The 17,119-nt window shown below is 64.8% G+C and carries 16 protein-coding genes; 14 read left to right on the forward strand and 2 right to left on the reverse strand.

Annotation, left to right across the window (positions count from 1 at the left end):
* The first annotated feature begins 6 nt into the window (after positions 1-6).
* Together BES08_RS00850 and BES08_RS00855 are read left to right on the forward strand one after the other, a co-directional pair.
* Positions 7-684, forward strand: a complete 678-nt coding sequence (locus BES08_RS00850) for a type II toxin-antitoxin system RelB family anti-toxin (protein ID WP_008829547.1) — start codon at positions 7-9, stop codon at positions 682-684.
* 323 nt (positions 685-1,007) lie between these two features.
* Positions 1,008-1,916, forward strand: coding sequence for a GGDEF domain-containing protein (locus tag BES08_RS00855; RefSeq protein WP_231958113.1), 909 nt, complete (start codon positions 1,008-1,010; stop codon positions 1,914-1,916).
* Between the two features lie 66 nt (positions 1,917-1,982).
* Here the strand turns inward: BES08_RS00855 and BES08_RS00860 are convergent, their stop codons facing one another.
* Positions 1,983-3,104 (reverse strand): acyl-CoA dehydrogenase family protein, encoded by a 1,122-nt coding sequence (locus tag BES08_RS00860; protein WP_069707435.1) that lies wholly within the window; start codon positions 3,102-3,104, stop codon positions 1,983-1,985.
* Between the two features lie 166 nt (positions 3,105-3,270).
* Between BES08_RS00860 and BES08_RS00865 the strand changes: the two genes are divergently transcribed.
* Complete coding sequence (locus BES08_RS00865; RefSeq protein ID WP_069707436.1) at positions 3,271-4,044, forward strand: helix-turn-helix transcriptional regulator; 774 nt, start codon at positions 3,271-3,273, stop codon at positions 4,042-4,044.
* Positions 4,045-4,349: 305 nt separating this feature from the next.
* On the opposite strand, the gene BES08_RS00870 is transcribed toward BES08_RS00865, so the two are convergent.
* A complete protein-coding gene (locus BES08_RS00870) occupies positions 4,350-5,978 on the reverse strand; it encodes a GMC family oxidoreductase (protein WP_069707437.1) in 1,629 nt (542 codons plus the stop codon).
* 184 nt (positions 5,979-6,162) lie between these two features.
* Between BES08_RS00870 and BES08_RS00875 the strand changes: the two genes are divergently transcribed.
* From BES08_RS00875 to BES08_RS00925, 11 genes are all read left to right on the forward strand, one after another.
* Positions 6,163-6,558: a Zn-ribbon domain-containing OB-fold protein gene (locus BES08_RS00875; RefSeq protein WP_069709102.1), complete on the forward strand. Its 396-nt coding sequence runs from the start codon at positions 6,163-6,165 to the stop codon at positions 6,556-6,558.
* Positions 6,555-7,718 (forward strand): thiolase family protein, encoded by a 1,164-nt coding sequence (locus BES08_RS00880; protein WP_069707438.1) that lies wholly within the window; start codon positions 6,555-6,557, stop codon positions 7,716-7,718. Before BES08_RS00875 ends, BES08_RS00880 begins: the two co-directional genes overlap by 4 nt.
* Entirely contained in the window at positions 7,718-8,926 is a 1,209-nt protein-coding gene (locus BES08_RS00885; protein WP_069707439.1) for an acyl-CoA dehydrogenase family protein, read from the forward strand. The genes BES08_RS00880 and BES08_RS00885 overlap by 1 nt, the downstream gene beginning before the upstream one ends.
* Before the next feature lie 163 nt (positions 8,927-9,089).
* Positions 9,090-10,079: a thiamine pyrophosphate-dependent dehydrogenase E1 component subunit alpha gene (locus BES08_RS00890; RefSeq protein WP_069707440.1), complete on the forward strand. Its 990-nt coding sequence runs from the start codon at positions 9,090-9,092 to the stop codon at positions 10,077-10,079.
* 17 nt (positions 10,080-10,096) lie between these two features.
* The gene (locus tag BES08_RS00895; RefSeq protein ID WP_008829538.1) at positions 10,097-11,110 is read left to right on the forward strand and encodes an alpha-ketoacid dehydrogenase subunit beta; all 1,014 of its coding nucleotides are present in this window, start codon (positions 10,097-10,099) and stop codon (positions 11,108-11,110) included.
* A gap of 13 nt (positions 11,111-11,123) precedes the next feature.
* Positions 11,124-12,578, forward strand: a complete 1,455-nt coding sequence (locus BES08_RS00900; RefSeq protein WP_069707441.1) for a dihydrolipoamide acetyltransferase family protein — start codon at positions 11,124-11,126, stop codon at positions 12,576-12,578.
* A gap of 55 nt (positions 12,579-12,633) precedes the next feature.
* Positions 12,634-13,194 (forward strand): VOC family protein, encoded by a 561-nt coding sequence (locus BES08_RS00905; RefSeq protein ID WP_008829536.1) that lies wholly within the window; start codon positions 12,634-12,636, stop codon positions 13,192-13,194.
* Positions 13,194-14,408 (forward strand): acyl-CoA dehydrogenase family protein, encoded by a 1,215-nt coding sequence (locus tag BES08_RS00910; protein ID WP_069707442.1) that lies wholly within the window; start codon positions 13,194-13,196, stop codon positions 14,406-14,408. The genes BES08_RS00905 and BES08_RS00910 overlap by 1 nt, the downstream gene beginning before the upstream one ends.
* Positions 14,405-15,478, forward strand: a complete 1,074-nt coding sequence (locus tag BES08_RS00915; RefSeq protein ID WP_069707443.1) for a phosphotransferase — start codon at positions 14,405-14,407, stop codon at positions 15,476-15,478. Before BES08_RS00910 ends, BES08_RS00915 begins: the two co-directional genes overlap by 4 nt.
* A 315-nt stretch (positions 15,479-15,793) precedes the next feature.
* Entirely contained in the window at positions 15,794-16,138 is a 345-nt protein-coding gene (gene rpoZ / locus BES08_RS00920; protein ID WP_008829533.1) for a DNA-directed RNA polymerase subunit omega, read from the forward strand.
* 79 nt (positions 16,139-16,217) lie between these two features.
* A complete protein-coding gene (locus BES08_RS00925) occupies positions 16,218-17,048 on the forward strand; it encodes a ParA family protein (RefSeq protein ID WP_231958115.1) in 831 nt (276 codons plus the stop codon).
* The last annotated feature ends 71 nt before the right edge of the window (positions 17,049-17,119 follow it).

Below are 17,119 nucleotides of genomic sequence, written 5' to 3' on the forward strand. Positions count from 1 at the left end.
GGACTGATGCCCATTGCGGCCCATTTTGAAGCGCCTGAAGCAAGCGGCCGCCCTCGTGCGGAGCGTCGCCGCCTCTTGCTGGAGACGCAAGGGGCGCTGGAGTCCGGCGAGCACACGCAGGTCGTGCTCCACAACTTCTCGGAAACCGGTGTCCTGCTGGAAAGCAAGCTCGACCTCGAGATCGGCGAGATCATCGAACTCGACCTGCCCGAGGCGTCTCACGCACGTGCGCGTGTCATCTGGGCGAGCGGCAAGCTCTACGGCTGCGCCTTCGATTCGCCGATCCCCAGCGCCACCTTGCGCGCGGCGCAGCTTCGCAGCGCCGTGCAGACCGAACTTGGGCTCGGGGCCGCGCCGGCGCCGATAGGGCCGGGGGCGATCGGGGGTGAAAGCCTTGGCGAGCGGTTGCATCGCCTGCGCAAGTTGCGGGGGCTGACGCAAGGCGAACTTGCCAACCGCCTCGGTGTCAGCAAGCCAACCGTGTGGGCTTGGGAGCAGGGCCGCGCCCGTCCGATCGAGGAGCGGCTGGACGCCATCGCCGAGGCGCTCGGCGTCGAGGCGGCGGAACTGCGACCGAGTCGAACGGTGCCCGGGTTGACCGATCTCATCTCCCGTTGCCGGGAGCAGATCGCAGCGGCCGTGGAAACGACGCCCGACAAGGTACGTATCATGATCGAGCTTTGACGCGGCCATCGTCTCTTCTGGAAAATCGATCCGCGGCGGCATGTGCAATATTGGCGCATCGATGCAACCAATTAGCTATCAGGGAAATTTGTATTCCCTGTTGCCTTTTTAGATGGTAAACGTTGATTTAATAAATACTCAGAATTAATTGAGTTAGTTAACAAAACTAAATTGTATTGATGGTTAATAAAATATCTATGGTTAATGATGTTAATTTTATCTGCGTAGTGTTTTACTCAAATCTCCATGGTCGGATTCGAAGCGGTCTCACGGGCCGCTGAGGGACAGGCCAAGGCAGGCACCGGGACGCAGTCGGCATGGGCATGAACTTCACATTCCAGGAAAGCTCGGTCCTCTACGGGATGCTTGCCGAGAGTTCGACTGACGTGATCCTCAAGACCGATCCCAAGGGCTTCATCGTCCATGCGACGTCCGGCATCGCCGAACTGGGGCACCGCGATCCCGCGCGCATCGATGGGGGAGGGCTGGTCGGCCCTCATCTCCTCGACCTTGTCGCGCCGGAGGCGAAGCAGCAGATTTCCAAGGCCCATGCCCGCGCGATGGCAGGCGAGGATTTGGACTGGATAGAGTTTCCCGCGCTGACTCGTGACGATCGCAAGCGCTGGTTCGAACTTCGCCTTCGCGCACTGCTGCGTCACGATGGCGCGCCGTACGGCGTGCTTGGCGTCATGCGCAACGTCGATGAACTGCGCTCACTCAGCGAACGGCTGTTCACGGCGACTTATACCGATCCACTGACCGGTCTCACCAACCGCACCGCGTTCATCTCGATGCTGGAACACATGCTCGATGCCCGTATGGAGGGTTGCCTTGCGCTGTTCAGCATCGATTTCTTCCGCACGATCAACATGCAGTACGGCCAGAGCGTGGGTGACGAGGTCCTGACCGTCTTCGCCGATCTGCTGCGCGAACTGCTGCGGACCGAGGACATCATTTCCCGGATCGGTTCGGAGCGCTTCGCCGTGATCCTGCCGCGCGTCACGGCGGCCGAGGCGGAAGGCATCTGCCGCCGCGTGGTGACAACGCTGGCCGAACTCAAGCAGGCGATCGGCGACGGCAGCTTCGCGATGACTGCCAGCGCCAGCGTCGCCCGCGTCGGAACCAGCCTCGATTCTACGCTCGAACGGGCCGAGATGGCGCTGTTCGTCGCCAGGGCGAAGGGCCGCAACCGGCTGGAAATGGAAAAGCCCGTCCGCCTCGCAGTGGGATGAAGGCATGAACAAAGAAGGGGCGACGCCGTTGCCGGTGCCGCCCCTTTCGTCAGGTTGTGGTTACGGTCAGTTCAGCAGCCCGGCATAGCGGTCGAGCGCGGCCAGCGGCCCTTCCGGCCAGCGCGACAGCACCAGCAGGCGCTTGTGCCCGCCGCCGATGGCTAGTTCGTCGGTCACGCCCATGCCGCCGTGGAACTGGATCATCTCGTGCCCCAGTGTCACCGAGGCGTCGGCGATGTACGCCCGCGCGCCGTGAACGGCATTCGCGAACTCGTCACTGCCCCAGGATACGAGTGCGAGGTTGAGGAGTGCGCGGCTCTGTTCGATCGCGGCATACTGGGCGACCATGCGGTGCTGGATCGCCTGGAAAGAGCCCAGTGCGGCGCCGAACTGGTCGCGCGTGCGCAGGTAGTCGATGGTTTCCGCGAAGATTCGCTCCATGATCCCGAGTGCTTCGGCGCTGCGGGCGAGGGCGGCTAGGTCGCTGGTGGCGGCGATGGCGGCAAGCCCGTCGTCGCTCAGCTTGTGGTCGGCAGAGACGATGACGCTGCTCAATTCCAGCGACGAAGCGACGCTGCCGTCCGCCATGTGCCAGTCATGGGTCGAGGCGCCGGGGCTTCCCGCGGGCACGAGGAACAGCGAGATTCCCGATGCATCGCCCGGTTCGCCCGAAATCCGGGCCGAGACGATATAACCGTCGGCCCCGCCTCCGGCGACGCAGTAGGGCTTGGCGCCCGTCAGCTTCCACCCGTCGCCCTCGGCGGCCGCCGTGGTTTCCACCCAACTCAGGCCATCGCGCGCGCGCGCTTCGGCATGGCCCAGCGCGAGGCGCCTGCTGCCGCTCAGCAATCCGTCGAGCCATTCGCCCTGAAGCGATTGCGGGGCGGTCGCGGCGAATAGGCGTCCCGCCATTACCACCGATTCGGCGAGGGGTTCGACCACCAGGCCGCGCCCAAGCGCCTCGAAGACCGTCGCAATGCCCGTGGCGTCTAGGCCAAGCCCACCCATTTCCTCGGGGAAGGGCGCCGCGATCAGCCCGAGTTCGCCGAGCAGTTCCCAATTGGTGTTGGAAAAACCGTTAGGCTGGGCCAGGAAGGCGCGGCGGCTGTCATGATCGTAATGGTCGGTAACGAAGCGCTCGGTCAGGGCCTTGAGCATTTCCTCGTCTTCGCTGAGGTCGAAATTCACAGTCCACTCCCGCAGGGATGTTCCCGCTTGAGCTGCGGTTCTATCATCAGGTGGGCTCCGGTTACCGCTGGGCAAAAGGCTAGTCATAAAAACGCGGTAATTCCACGCTTCAAGCGATTGTGCCCCCGGATTCAGCGGGCTAAGAATGAGCCTCGAGAGGACATCAATGCAACTTCTGTCACAGGAAAACATCGACGCCGTCCGCGTGACGTCGCCGGAAGGCATCCGCCCCGCCGCCGAGGCCCTGCATCGCATCGCCATGGAATGCGGCATGCGGGCCGCGCCCGCGCACGACATTGCCGACAAGCGTACGCCGGTCGATGCCGATGGCAACCTGCTCGCCACCGAAGTCTTCGGTTGGGAAGACGGTGACCGCGTCTGGTGGCGCAATTCGCGCATTGCCCTCGACAGCCCGCTGACCACCGCGTGCCGGTTCGAAAGCCAGCCGTTCTGGGCCAATGCGGAAGGTTTCCGCACGCTGGAGCGCAACGCCTACCTGTCCTCCATCGACATCGCCAATTTCGAAACCCGCTCGCTGACCCGCGCGGCGATCGGCGTGCCGGTCCACCTGCCGTTCGGCCAAATCGGGGCCGTAAGCTTCAACCCGCTCGATCGCGGCAAGACCGATCTTTCGGAAGACTTCGCGCGCTATTCGGATGCGCTGGGTCTTTATGCGCGCACGTTCATCGCGACGTATGTGCAGGTCATGGGCTCGACGCAGGCGCTGCCGCCCGAATCCCGCCTCTCCAAGCGCGAGGTCGAGTGCCTGCGCTGGGCGGCGATCGGCAAGACGGATCTGGAAATCAGCATGATCATGTCGCGCAGCCGTGCGACGGTACGCTTCCACATCCATAACGCGGCGACCAAGCTGAACGCGGTCAACCGTAGCCAGACCGTCTTCAAGGCGGCTCAGCTAGGTTATATCTCGCTCCAGAACTGACGTAAATTTTGAAATAACAGTGGCTTGCAAGTGCCGGCGAAGCATCGCCGGCACGCTTTGCGTTACCCTCTTTCCCAAGCCGATTTTCTTGTTACACTCGGCTTACAACATAAAGAGAGGGATGCCGATGGAACGCAAGATGCATACTGCATTGCTGTTCAAGCTACTGGTCATTTTTGCCGCCTTCGCGGCGCTTTTCGCGCCCTTGCGCTCCTGGATACTGAATTCGGTAGGCTTCTAGGCCGCGAGGGATCGGGCGACGCATCGCTTTGTGCGTTGGTCGCCGCCTTTGACCTTACAACGGGTCAGCGATCCTCCAGCATCAACTTCGCCCCGCGCAGGCCGACAGCCATGGCGGGGGCGTTCGTATTGCCGGTGACGTGCCATGGCATCACCGAGCAATCGGCCACCCGCACGCCCTGAACGCCGTTCACCCTGAGGCGGGGGTCGACGACGGCCTCGGCATCACCGCCCATCCGGCATGAGCGGATCGCATGGAGGCCGCAGCTAGACAGGCGGCGGAACATGGCGAGGATGTCCTCGTCGCTCTCAACCTGTGCGCCGGGGACAAGTTCTTCACCGACCATATTCGCCAGAGGCCCGGCGTGGGCGTAGTTCCGCATGGCCCGGACGAGGGCGATCACGGACTGGCGATCATGCTCGGTCGTCAGGAAGTTGTGCAGGATTTCAGGTGCATCGCCGGAGCCAGGGCCGGTTGCGCGCACGCTGCTCTCGCTGGTGAGGCGCAGGAGCTGGCCGTAGATGGTTACGCCGGGCTTGGGGTCGATCTTGTCGAGCGGCACGGGGTCCTTGTCGTCGCCGACCTTGAAGGTGTAACCGCCGAGATAGAACTGCGCATCGGTGCGCCCATCCGGATGAGCAACATTGCAGAAAGCGCCGACCTCGAAAGGCCCGGTCGCGAGCACGCCGTCGCCGCGCAGCAGGTAACGCAGCATGGCGAAGGCCGCGCCGATGCCGAAGAAGCTCTTGTTGGTGCCCTTGCCATGGTCGAGCCGGAAGGGGATCGAGAGCGAGAGGTGCTCGATCATCTTCTCGCCGACATCGGGTGAGTGTGCCACCAGCGGAATGCCCGCCGCAGCAAGCCTTGCAGCATCGCCGATGCCGGAGCGCTGGAGCAGCAGGGGGCTTTCCATGGCGCCCGCGCTGACGACGATCTCTCCGGCGCAGTCGAATCGCTGCGGCTTGCCGTTCACCGTGGCATCGAGGCCCACCGCGCGGGTGCCGTCGAAGACGATGCGGTCGGCCATCGCGCCGGTGACGACGGTGACGTTGGGCCGCTTGCGAGCCGCAGCCAGGTAAGTCCGCGCCGAGGAATCGCGCTTACCGTTGCGGATGTTGTGGCTGTAGTAGCCGACGCGCGGGCCGGGGGTGCCGTTGAGATCGTCCACCCGGCGCAGGCCCTGCGATTCGCCCGCCTCGATCATGCGTTCGGCCAGCGGATACGTGTAGCAGGCCGGGTCCACCCGGACGAGGCCGCCGCTGCCGCGCATGGGGCCGGGGCCTGCCTTGTGGTCTTCCAGTTCCTTGAACGCCTCGGTCATGCTGGCGCCGTTCCAGCCGGTGGCACCTGCCTCGCGCTCCCAGGCGTCATAGTCGGCGGGCTCGCCCCGGCTCCAGATCATGCCGTTGATGGAGGACGAGCCGCCAAGGCCCTTGCCGCGAATCCAGACTTCGCCCGCGCCCTTGTCATTGGCGCCGGGATCGCGGGGCTGGGCGACGTGGTAGGCCCACATGTGCTCGGGCTTCTTGACCAGCTTGGCGACGCCCTTGGGCAGCGTGACCCAGAAGCTGTCGTTTTCGCCGCCCGCCTCCAGCACCAGCACTTGCGAGCGGCCGTCGGCGCTTAGCCGCTCCGCCATGACGCAGCCCGCGCTGCCTGCGCCGACGATGATGTAGTCCCATTGCTTGGCCATAGTCCGTCTCTCCCGGCGCAGGGTTGTCCCAGTCGTTCTCGAAGTCGCACGAACTAGCGCAATGGCTATCCTATCGTTTTGGTGAGTCACAATGCTGCGCAGGACCCGCTTAAATCGAATCCATGGCCGGGCCTGACCAACGGGCTGGATGAGCCAAGGATTGGGCCAGAGGATTAGGAGTATGATGACACCGATAGCCGATGGCCTGTTCACCGAAGAGACGCCCCCGCGTCTGATCGGCGGCAAGGACCGGGAAACCGGCCGGATCGTCTTCCCGTGCCCCGCGTCGCCGACTTTCGAGGCGGTGCCGTTGTCGAGCGAAGGCACCTTGTGGTCCTACACCGTCCAGCGCTTCCGCCCGAAGACCCCGCCTTACGCCGGGCCCGAAGCGTTCGCGCCCTGGGTCGTGGCTTATGTCGAACTGCCCGGGCAGGTGATCGTCGAGGCGCGGCTGAACGATGTCGCGTTCGAGGACGTGAAGGTTGGCATGCCGGTGCGCTTCGCGCCGTCGCCGCTGAACCCGGACCTCTTGGACAGCCTCTATATCCCCGCCTACGTACCCGCAGGAGGCGCAGCATGAGCGGCGACGTGTGCATCGTCGGCATCGGCATTCACCGCTTCGGGCGGACCGATGGCCTCTCGGGCGTTGATCAAGGTGTCTACGCCGTGCGCGAGGCGCTGGCCGATGCGGGCGTGGAATGGCCGCAGGTCCAGTTCGCCTATGGCAGTTCGGATGCGGCCGGAAACCCGGACACGATGGTCGATCGCCTCGGCCTGACCGGGGTCCAGTTCATCAACGTGCGCAACGGCTGCGCGGCGGGCGGTTCGGCGCTGTTCTCGGCGCAGATGGCGATCAAGTCGGGCGAGTTCGATCTCGGCCTCGCGGTCGGTTTCGACAAGCATCCGCGTGGCGCCTTCAACGCGCTGCCGAGCGAATACAACCTGCCGGACTGGTACGGCGAAGTCGGCCAGATGGTCACCACGCAGTTCTTTGCGGCCAAGATCATGCGCTACATGAGCCTGTTCGGCATTTCGCAGAAGACGCTGGGCATGGTTTCGGAAAAGGCATTCCGCAACGCTGTCCACGCGCCGCATGCCTGGCGTCGCCAGCCGGTGTCGCTGGAGGAAATCCTCGAAGCGCCGCTGGTGAGCGATCCCTATACCAAGTACATGTTCTGCTCGCCCGCAGAGGGCGGCGTGGCGCTGATCCTCGCGAGCGAGAAGAAGGCGCGCGAGTTGGGCAAGCCGCTGATCCGGCTCAAGGCCGCGACCATGCGCACCCGTCCGCCGAGCAGTTTCGAAGTCTTCGCGCCGAGCGTGGACGTGGTCGAGGATGACAGCCGCCCGCGCGGCACCGCCTCGCGCATCGCTTCGGCCGATGCCTATCGCCTCGCCGGGATCGGCCCGGGCGACATCGACGTCGCCCAGCTTCAGGACACCGAAGCGGGCGCCGAGCTGATGCACATGGCCGAGAACGGCTTCTGCGCCGATGGCGAGCAGGAGCAGTGGCTGGCCGAGGGCCGCACCGAGATCAATGGTGCGCTGCCGGTCAACACGGATGGCGGCTGCCTCGCCTGTGGCGAGCCGATCGGCGCATCGGGTCTGCGCCAGGTCTACGAAAACGTCGTGCAACTGCGGGGAGACGGCGGCGGCCGTCAGGTGCCGAATGCGCCGAAGACGGCATACAGCCATGTCTACGGCGCTCCGGGCGTCTCTGCAGTCACCATTCTGGAACGCTGATGGATATCGAACTTTCCCCTCAAGACGCTGCCTTTCGCGACGAAGTCCGTACCTTCCTGCGCGACTACCTGCCTGCCGAGGTGAAGGCAGGCGCGGCGGCTACCCCGTCCGTCTTCGTAGAGCCGGAGATCGGGCAGGCCTGGAACGCGGTGCTGAACAAGCAGGGCTGGCTGGGCTACCAGTGGCCCGCCGAACACGGCGGCACCGGCTGGACGCCGCTGCAGCGCTACCTGTTCGAAAAGGAATGCGCCGCCGCAGGCGCGCCCAATCTCACGGTGCTGGGCCTCAAGCTACTCGCCCCGGTGATCTACAACTTCGGCACCGATGCGCAGAAGGCTGAGGTTCTGCCGCGCATCCTCTCCGGCGAGGACTACTGGTGTCAGGGCTTTTCGGAGCCGGGCGCGGGGTCAGACCTCGCCAGCCTCAAGACCCGCGCGGTGCGAGAGGGCGACCATTACCGCGTCAACGGTTCCAAGATCTGGACCACCCACGCGCACCACGCCAACCGCATGTTCACGCTGGTCCGCACCAACACCGAGGTGAAGAAGCAGGCCGGCATCTCGTTCCTGCTGATCGACCTCGACACGCCCGGCGTCTCGGTGCGCCCGATCCTGACCAATGCGGGCGACCACGAGGTCAATCAGGTCTTCCTTGAAGACGTCATGGTCCCGGCCGAAAACCTCGTCGGCGGCGAGGGTGATGGCTGGACGATCGCGAAGTTTCTGCTTGAAAATGAACGCGGTGGTTCTTGCCACGCGCCCAAGCTCGGCTACGATCTCGACCAGATCGAAGCCGCCGCGAAGGACGAGAGCGATGGGAAGGGCGGTATCCTCGCTGACCAGACCGACTGGCGCCGCCGCGTGGCGAAGGCCCGTCTCTCGGTCAACGCGCTGGAGATGATCGAGCTGAAGATCATCTCGGAGATCGCCAAGGGCCGCAAGGCTGGTCCGCAAACCTCGCTGACCAAGCTGCTGGCGTCCAATCTGCGGCAGGAGATCGACCTGCTGGCGGTGGACCTCTACGGCCCCGCCGGCCTCCAGCTGGAAACCGCGCGCCCGCTCTACGGCGACAACGCGCCGGCCGCCGTCCATTCGAAGGCCGCGCAGGTCGCCTCGGCCCGCTATCTCAACAGCCGCGCGTGGACCATCTTTGGCGGGACCAACGAAGTCCAGAGCACCATCATCGCCAAGTCGGTGCTGGGCCTGTGACTTCGCAGCTCGCAGCCAACCTCGCGTGGGAATCCATGCTTCGACAAGCTCAGCATGAGCGGGGTGGGACGGGCAATCCGTTCTCCTTCCCGCTCAGGCTGAGCCTGTCGAAACCCCCGCGTTCATACGCAGAAATTCACACCATAACTGAGAGGAATCCCTGATGCAGCTGAACCGCGAGGCGCTGACGCGCGCCTATCGGCAGATGAAGCTGATCCGCGAATTCGAGGAACGGCTCCACGAGGAGATCCAGACCGGCGAGATCGCGGGCTTCACCCACCTCTACTGTGGCCAGGAAGCCGTCGCTGTCGGCGTGTGCGAGCACCTGACCGAGCGTGACAAGATCGTCTCGACCCACCGCGGCCATGGCCACTGTCTGGCCAAGGGTTGCGACCTTGACGGCATGATGAAGGAAATCTGGGGCAGCCAGGAAGGCCTTTGCAACGGCAAGGGCGGATCGATGCACATCGCCGACATCAACAAGGGCATGCTCGGCGCCAACGGCATCGTCGGCGCCGGCGCGCCGATCGCGGTGGGCGCGGCGATCTCCAACAAGATCGATGGTCCGGACGAAAACGGCAAGCTGGCCGTCTCGATCGCCTTCTCGGGCGACGGCGCCTGCAACCAGGGCACCACGTTCGAGGCGATGAACCTTGCGGTCGTGACCAACGCACCCGCGATCTTCGTCTTCGAGAACAACCACTATTCCGAGCATACCGGCGTCGATTACGCGGTGGGCACCACCAGGGACATCGCCAGCCGCGCCGAAGCGTTCGGCATGAAGGTATGGCGCGGCGACGGCACCGATTTCTTCGCCGTCTACGACACCTTCCGCGAAGTGCTGGAATATGTCCGCACCCCCGGCAACGGCCCGGCCGCCGTGGAATTCGATACCGAGCGTTTCTTCGGCCACTTCGAAGGCGATCCGCAGCGCTATCGCGGCGACGGCGAACTCGATCGCCTGCGTGCCGAGCGTGATTGCCTCAAGATCTTCCGCGCCAGCGTCACCGGCGCCAAGCTGCTGGAAGACGTGGATCTCGACACGATCGACACCGAATCCCTCAAGGCCATCGAGGATGCCGTCCAGGCTTCGCGCGCCGCACCGCGCCCGCAGCCCGAGAACGTCCTCGAAAACGTCTACATCAGCTACTGACGGCAGGAGCGAGACCCATGGCAAAAATGATGTATCGCGATGCCATCCGCAACACGATCTTCCAGGAAATGCAGCGTGACGAACGTGTCGTCGTGCTGGGCGAGGACGTCGTCGGCGGCAACGGCACGGCCGGCGGCCCCGAAGCGATCGGCGGCATCTGGTCCACCTCGACCGGCTTCTACGAGGCGTTCGGCCCCAACCGCGTGATCGACACTCCGATCAGCGAAAGCGCCATCATGGGCGCGGCGGGCGGCCTTGCCCTCGCCGGCAAGCGCCCGGTGGCAGAGATCATGTTCGCCGACTTCATCGGCGTGTGCATGGACCAGCTCTGGAACCAGATCGCCAAGTTCCGCTACATGTTCGGCGGCAAGTCGGTCTGCCCGGCGGTGATCCGCATGCCGGTGGGCGCGGGCTACAACGCCGCCGCGCAGCACAGCCAGATGATCAGCCAGTTCGTCACCAACATGCCCGGCATCAAGGTGGTCATGCCGACCACCCCGGAAGACGCCTGCGGCCTGCTGCGTCAGGCGATCCGCGATGACGATCCGGTCGTGTTCCTCGAACACAAGTTCCTCTACGCGATGAGCGGCGAAGTGAACGAGGATCCGGATTTCTGCATCCCCTTCGGCCACGCCCGCCTTGCCCGCGCCGGTCAGGACGTGACCATCGTCGCCAGCGGCATGATGGTGCGCTACGCCGAGACGGCTGCGGACGATCTGGCGCAGGACGGCATCGGCTGCGACGTGATCGACCTTCGCACCACCTCTCCGCTGGACGAGGAAGCGATCCTCGACTCGGTCGAAGTGACCGGCCGCCTGGTCGTGGTGGACGAGGCCCCGCCGCGCTGCTCGCTGGCCACCGACATCTCCGCGCTCGTCGCCCAGAAGGCTTTTGCCAGCCTCAAGGCGCCGATCGAGATGGTGACCCCGCCGCACACGCCGGTCCCGTTCGCCCGCGAACTGGAAAGCGCCTACCTGCCGAGCCCGGCCAAGGTCGCCGCTGCCGTGCGCAAGACGCTCGAATACCGTTGAGGGGAGCGCTGACATGAGTCGCATCCGCGCATTCACGATGCCCAAGTGGGGCATCGAAATGACCGAAGGCACGATCGCCGAATGGATGGTGAAGGAGGGTGAAACCTTCAAGCGCGGCCAGACGCTGTGCCTGATCGAAACCGCCAAGATCACCAACGAGGTCGAGGCCGAATACGAAGCCACCGTGCGCCGCATCATCGTGGGCGGCGGCGCGGGCGAGGAACCCGTCGGCGCGCTGCTGGCGGTGTTCGACGAGGGTTCGCACTCGGACGCCGAGATCGACGCCTTCGTGGCCGATTTCAAGCCGGCTGAAGGTGGCATCGCCCAAGGTGCAGGTAAGGGGGGCGCCGAGAAGACCAAGGCGCCGGAACCCGCTCCGGCTGCCGCCGCTGCGCCTGCTCCCGAAAAGCAGCGCATCAAGATCGACACCAACCGCCCGATCAGCCCCGAAGCCTTGCGCCTCGCGGAAGAAGAGGGCGTCGATATAGCCGGTATCGAGGGTTCGGGCCGTGGCGGTCGCATCACCCATCAGGACGTGGTGAAGGCGCTGCGCGGGACAAGTGCTCCCTCGCTCAAGGGCACGGTTCCCGTCGAGGCGGACGACCTTAAGGTTCTCGCTTCGCCGCTTGCGCGCCGTATCGCAGCGCTACACGGGCTCTCGCTGCAGGGCCTCACCGGCACCGGCCCGCGTGGGCGCATCTCCAAGGCCGACGTGCTTGCGCTGGTGCCCGCACCGAAGGCCTCGCCCGGCACGATCGGCACACCCGAATTCGTGGCGGGTGAGAACCGCCCCGAAGTCGTGCCTTTCGACCGCGTCCGCAAGGTCGTCGCTCAGCGGCTCACCCAGGCGAAGCAGGAGCTTCCGCACTTCTATCTGCGCATGTCGGCAAGTGCCGATGCGCTGATCGCGATGCGCAAGACCGCGAACGTCGTGCTGGGCAGCAAGGCTTCGGTGAACGACTGGATCGTCAAGGCTTCGGCCATGGCGCTGGCGAAGCACCCGGACGTCAACGTGCAGGTCCACGGTCAGGAAATTCACCGCTTCCCGCACGCCGACGTTTCGATCGCGGTCGCCAGCCCCAAGGGCCTCGTCACCCCGGTGGTGCGTCAGGCCAACCTGATGCGGATCGACCAGATCGCGGTGGAAACCCGCCGCCTGATCGACAAGGCGCAGGCCGGCAAGCTCAGCATGGACGATATGGACGGCGGCACCTTCTCCGTCTCCAACCTCGGCATGTTCGGGATCGAGAACTTCGACGCGATCATCAACCCGCCGCAAGGCGCGATCCTCGCCGTTGGCGCGGCACTGCGTCAGCCGGTGGAGACGGATGACGGCGATGTGGCGTTCGAAACCCGCATTTCCTTCACCCTCTCGGTCGATCACCGCGCCATCGACGGGGCTGCGGGCGCGCAGTTCCTGCAGACGCTCAAGGGTCTGATCGAGGCGCCCGAGGACCTGTTCGGATGAACTTCCGCCGTCATTCCCGCCTTCGCGGGGATAACGAAGACAAAAGGATAAGCGAATGACCGGAGAGGCCACCCAAACCGTCGTGAAGCCCGGCCCGCTCAAGCGGCTGGGCGACGTGATCCAACTCGCCTATTTCCCGACCGATTTCGATGCGACCATGAAATACTGGATCGAAACGGTCGGCGTCGGCCCGTTCTTCGTCCTCAACGACGTGCGGCTCGACGACATGAAGTACAAGGGCCAGCCCACCGACGCCACGTTCACCATGGCCATCGGCTACTGGGGGGACATCCAGATCGAGCTTATCAAGACCGATTCCGATGCTCCCTCGCTCTATTCGGGCGAGTATGCGGTGCGCGATAGCCTGCACCACGTCTGCGTCTTCGTTGAATCGATCGCCGAAGCCCGCAAGGCCTGCGCCGAAGCCGGCGCCGAGGTGATCGTGGAGGGCAAAGTGGGCGCCGATGGCGAGGTGATCTATGTCGATCCCGGTCAGGGCCCCGGCCACGTAATCGAATACCTTCAGCCGCTTACCGGCACCGAAGGTCTGTTTCAGATGATGAAGGATGCCGCCCGCGACTGGGATGGCTCCGATCCGATCCGGGTGCTGCAATAATGAGCGAGATTTCCCAATACGCCCTCGACATGGCCGACAAGGTCGAGGCTTTCGTCCGTGAAAAGGTCGTCCCTTACGAGAAGGACCCGCGCCGCGATCACCACGGCGCGCCGACCGACGAACTGCTGATGGAACTGCGCGGTCTGGCCCGCGAGGCCGGCGTGCTCACCCCGCACATCCGCGCGGATGGCTCGCACCTGACGCAGCGCGAGACGGCGGTTGTGCTCATCAAGTCGGGCCTGTCGCCGCTGGGCCCGCTGGCCTGCAACACCATGGCGCCCGACGAGGGCAACATGTACCTCATCGGCCACGTCGGCTCGCCCGAACTGAAGGAGCGCTTCCTCAAGCCGCTGGTCGAGGGCAAGGGCCGCTCCGCCTTCTTCATGACCGAGCCGGCCGAATGGGGCGGCGCCGGTTCCGACCCGTCTATGATGAAGACCACCTGCCACAAGGATGGCAACCACTGGGTCATCAACGGCCGCAAGACCTTCATCACCGGCGCGCAGGGCGCGATGGTGGGCATCGTCATGGCGGCTTCGGCGGAGGAAGACACCAAGGGCGGCGCCTGCATGTTCCTGGTGGACCTGCCCGACGATGCCATCCGCATCGACGAGGTGCCGAACACCATCGACAGCTCTATGCCGGGCGGCCACGCCACCCTGACGATCGACAACCTGCGCGTGCCGGCCGAACACATGCTGGGCGACCCGGGCGAGGGCTTCAAGTATGCCCAGATCCGCCTGTCCCCGGCGCGCCTCTCGCACTGCATGCGCTGGTTGGGCTGCTGCATCCGCGCGCACGAGATCGCCAGCGACTATGCCTGCCGCCGCATGGCATTCGGCAAGCAGTTGATCGAGCACGAAGGCGTCGGCTTCATGCTGGCGGAGAACGAAATCCTCATCAAGCAGTCCGAACTGATGATCGACTGGTGCGCCTCGGTGCTCGACACCGGCTCGCTCGGCACGGTGGAAAGCTCGATGGCGAAGGTCTCGGTCTCCGAGGCGCTGATGAAGATCGCCGACAACTGCGTGCAGGTCATGGGCGGCACGGGCGTTACCGAGCGCACCATCGTCGAGCAGGTGTTCCGCGAGATCCGCGCTTTCCGCATCTATGACGGCCCGACCGAAGTCCACAAGTGGAGCCTCGCCAAGAAGATCCGTCGCGACTGGCGCAAGGCGCAGGAAGCGGCTGCAAAGGAAGCCGAACCCGCATGAGCGACGTAGCCCCAGACCTTGCTGACGCCAACTCGGGCACCACCGCTGTGCGCGAGGGCTATGCCTTCGACGAGGCGGCGCTGACCGCCTGGCTGGAAGCCAATGTCGAGGGCTTCGCCGGTCCGCTAAGCGTCGAGCAGTTCAAGGGCGGCCAGTCCAACCCGACCTACAAGCTGGTGACGCCCTCGCGCAGCTACGTCCTGCGGCGCAAGCCGCCGGGCCAGTTGCTCAAGGGCGCGCACGCGGTGGAGCGCGAGGCCAAGGTGCTCTCCGCGCTCCACGGTGCGGGCTTCCCGGTGGCAAAGGTCTATGGCCTGTGCGAAGACGATGGCGTCATCGGCACCTGGTTCTATGTGATGGAAATGGTGGAAGGCCGCATCTTCTGGGATGCGACCGTCCCCGGCGTCTCCAACGAGGAACGCGCGGCGCTGTTCGACGCGATGAACGCCACGATGGCGCAGCTGCATTCCTGCGATCCCGAAGCCATTGGCCTTGGTGATTATGGCAGGCCGGGCAATTACTTCGCCCGTCAGGTCAGCCGCTGGTCGAAGCAGTATTTCGAGGACGAGGCTGCGGGCCGCAATCCGGACATGGACGCGGTGATCGCCTGGCTCGAAGCGAACATGCCTGCGGACGACGGCGCCTCCAGCGTGATCCACGGCGATTTCCGCATCGACAACATGATCTTCCATCCCACCGAGCCGCGCGTGCTGGCGGTGCTGGACTGGGAGCTGTCGACGCTGGGCCATCCGCTGGCGGACTTCGCCTACAACGCGATGATGTACCACATGCCGCCGCACATCGTCGCGGGGCTGGGCGGCGCGGACATCGCCGCGCTGGGTATCCCGAGCGAGGAAGACTACGTCGCTGCCTATTGCCGCCGCACCGGGCGCGAGGGGCTGCCGGACTATCGCTATTACATGGCGTTCAACTTCTTCCGCCTTGCCGCGATCTTCCACGGCATAAAGGGCCGCGTGATCCGGGGCACCGCCTCCAACGCCCAGGCGAAGGAGCGGGCAGAGGCCTTCCCCGAACTGGCACGGTTGGCGCTGGGGTTCACGCGGGGCTGAAGCGGCAAAGGGCGATGCACGTCCTTCGTAACTCATTCCATCATCCTGGACTCGTTTCAGGGTCCATCTGGCCGGAAGCCGCGTGCGATAATGCAGTGAACCGTACGGGCCGATGGCGAGACCACGCTTAAGCCAAAGCTGTCCGATGGACCCTGAAACGAGTTCAGGGTGATGGGGAGTTTATGGCGAAGTCAGGTATGACCTAGCCTGTCAGTGCCCAGACAAGTGACACGTCGCCCATTTCCTTGACTTTCCCTGCCCCCGGCCCTAACTGCCAGCCTTTCCGATCCCACAGATTCTTTACCGGGAGTGCCCATGGCGCGCGTTACTGTCGAAGATTGCGTCGACAAGATCCCCAACCGCTTCGACCTCGTCCTTCTTGCCGCGCAGCGTGCGCGTGAGATTTCGGGCGGCGCGGAACTGACCATCGATCGCGACCGCGACAAGAACCCCGTCGTCGCCCTGCGCGAAATCGCCGAGGAAACCGTGGTTCCCAAGAACCTCAAGGAAACGCTGGTTACTTCGATGCAGCGCGTCCTGCCCGATGACGACGACGAGATGGATGACGTCGGCTCGCTCAGCCAGTCGGCCGAGGCTCTGCGTATTACCGCGTCGGCTCCGACCCGCAACACGTCGCTGGGCGGCGATTACGACGGCTGATCGTAACCGTTGACTGCCGCCCGTACTTGACTGTGAGGGGGCGGCAGGCAACGATGCGGGCGTGTCCGCGAAATCGAAATTGCCACGTATCATCGGATTGACCGGGGGACCGCCCAGGAGGGCTGGTCCCCTTCGCGCGTCCGAGGCTCGCTCGAATGCGGTCGGCGAGCGCAAGAGCGCCACGATCGCCATCTACAGCGTCAAGGGCGGGGTCGGGAAAACGACTTTCTCCGCCAACCTCGCGTGGTGTTCGGCGGTGCAGAGCGGACACGGGACCTTGCTGTGGGATCTCGATGCCGCAGGCGGATCGGCGTTTCTCTACGGCCTTGAGCCGCAGGATACGCGGCTGGCCGAAGAGGTGTTCGCACGCGAACGCCCCGCCACGCGGCTGATCCAGCATACGGCTTTCGAGGGGCTGGACGTGCTCCCGGCGGATGAATCGATCCGTGCGCTCGACGCGCAACTGGTGAAGATCGGCAAGCGCAAACGGCTGGCGAAGCTGACCGAGGAGCTTTCGGCCGACTATCCGCGGATCATCCTCGATTGCCCGCCGGTGATGAACGAGCTTTCGGCGCAAGTCGTGCGTGCAGCGGACCTCGTTATCGTGCCGCTGCCGCCGTCGCCGCTCTCTTCGCGCGCCTTCGATCTGGTGGTTCGGGAGATTGCCGGGAATACTAAGCGGCACCCACCGATCCTGCCGGTTCTGTCGATGCTCGACATGCGCCGCGCCTTGCACAGACAGGCGTATGAGACGAGCCCGAACTGGCCCGCCATCCCTTACGCCAGCGCTGTCGAACAATGCGCCGTCCACCGCCAGCCGGTAGGCGCACTGGCGCCGCAAAGCGCGGCCACGCAGGCTTTTTCCCGTCTCTGGGCAGCGATCGAGAAGAAACTGGACCAGCGCGGCTGAGGGGGCCTCACGTCTGCATTGCGCGAATTCCGATCGCGGCTTAGGTTTTGCGCCGTCAAACGGGGGCGAAC

Origin of the sequence: Novosphingobium resinovorum, from assembly GCF_001742225.1 — a bacterium.
Lineage (GTDB): Bacteria > Pseudomonadota > Alphaproteobacteria > Sphingomonadales > Sphingomonadaceae > Novosphingobium > Novosphingobium resinovorum_A.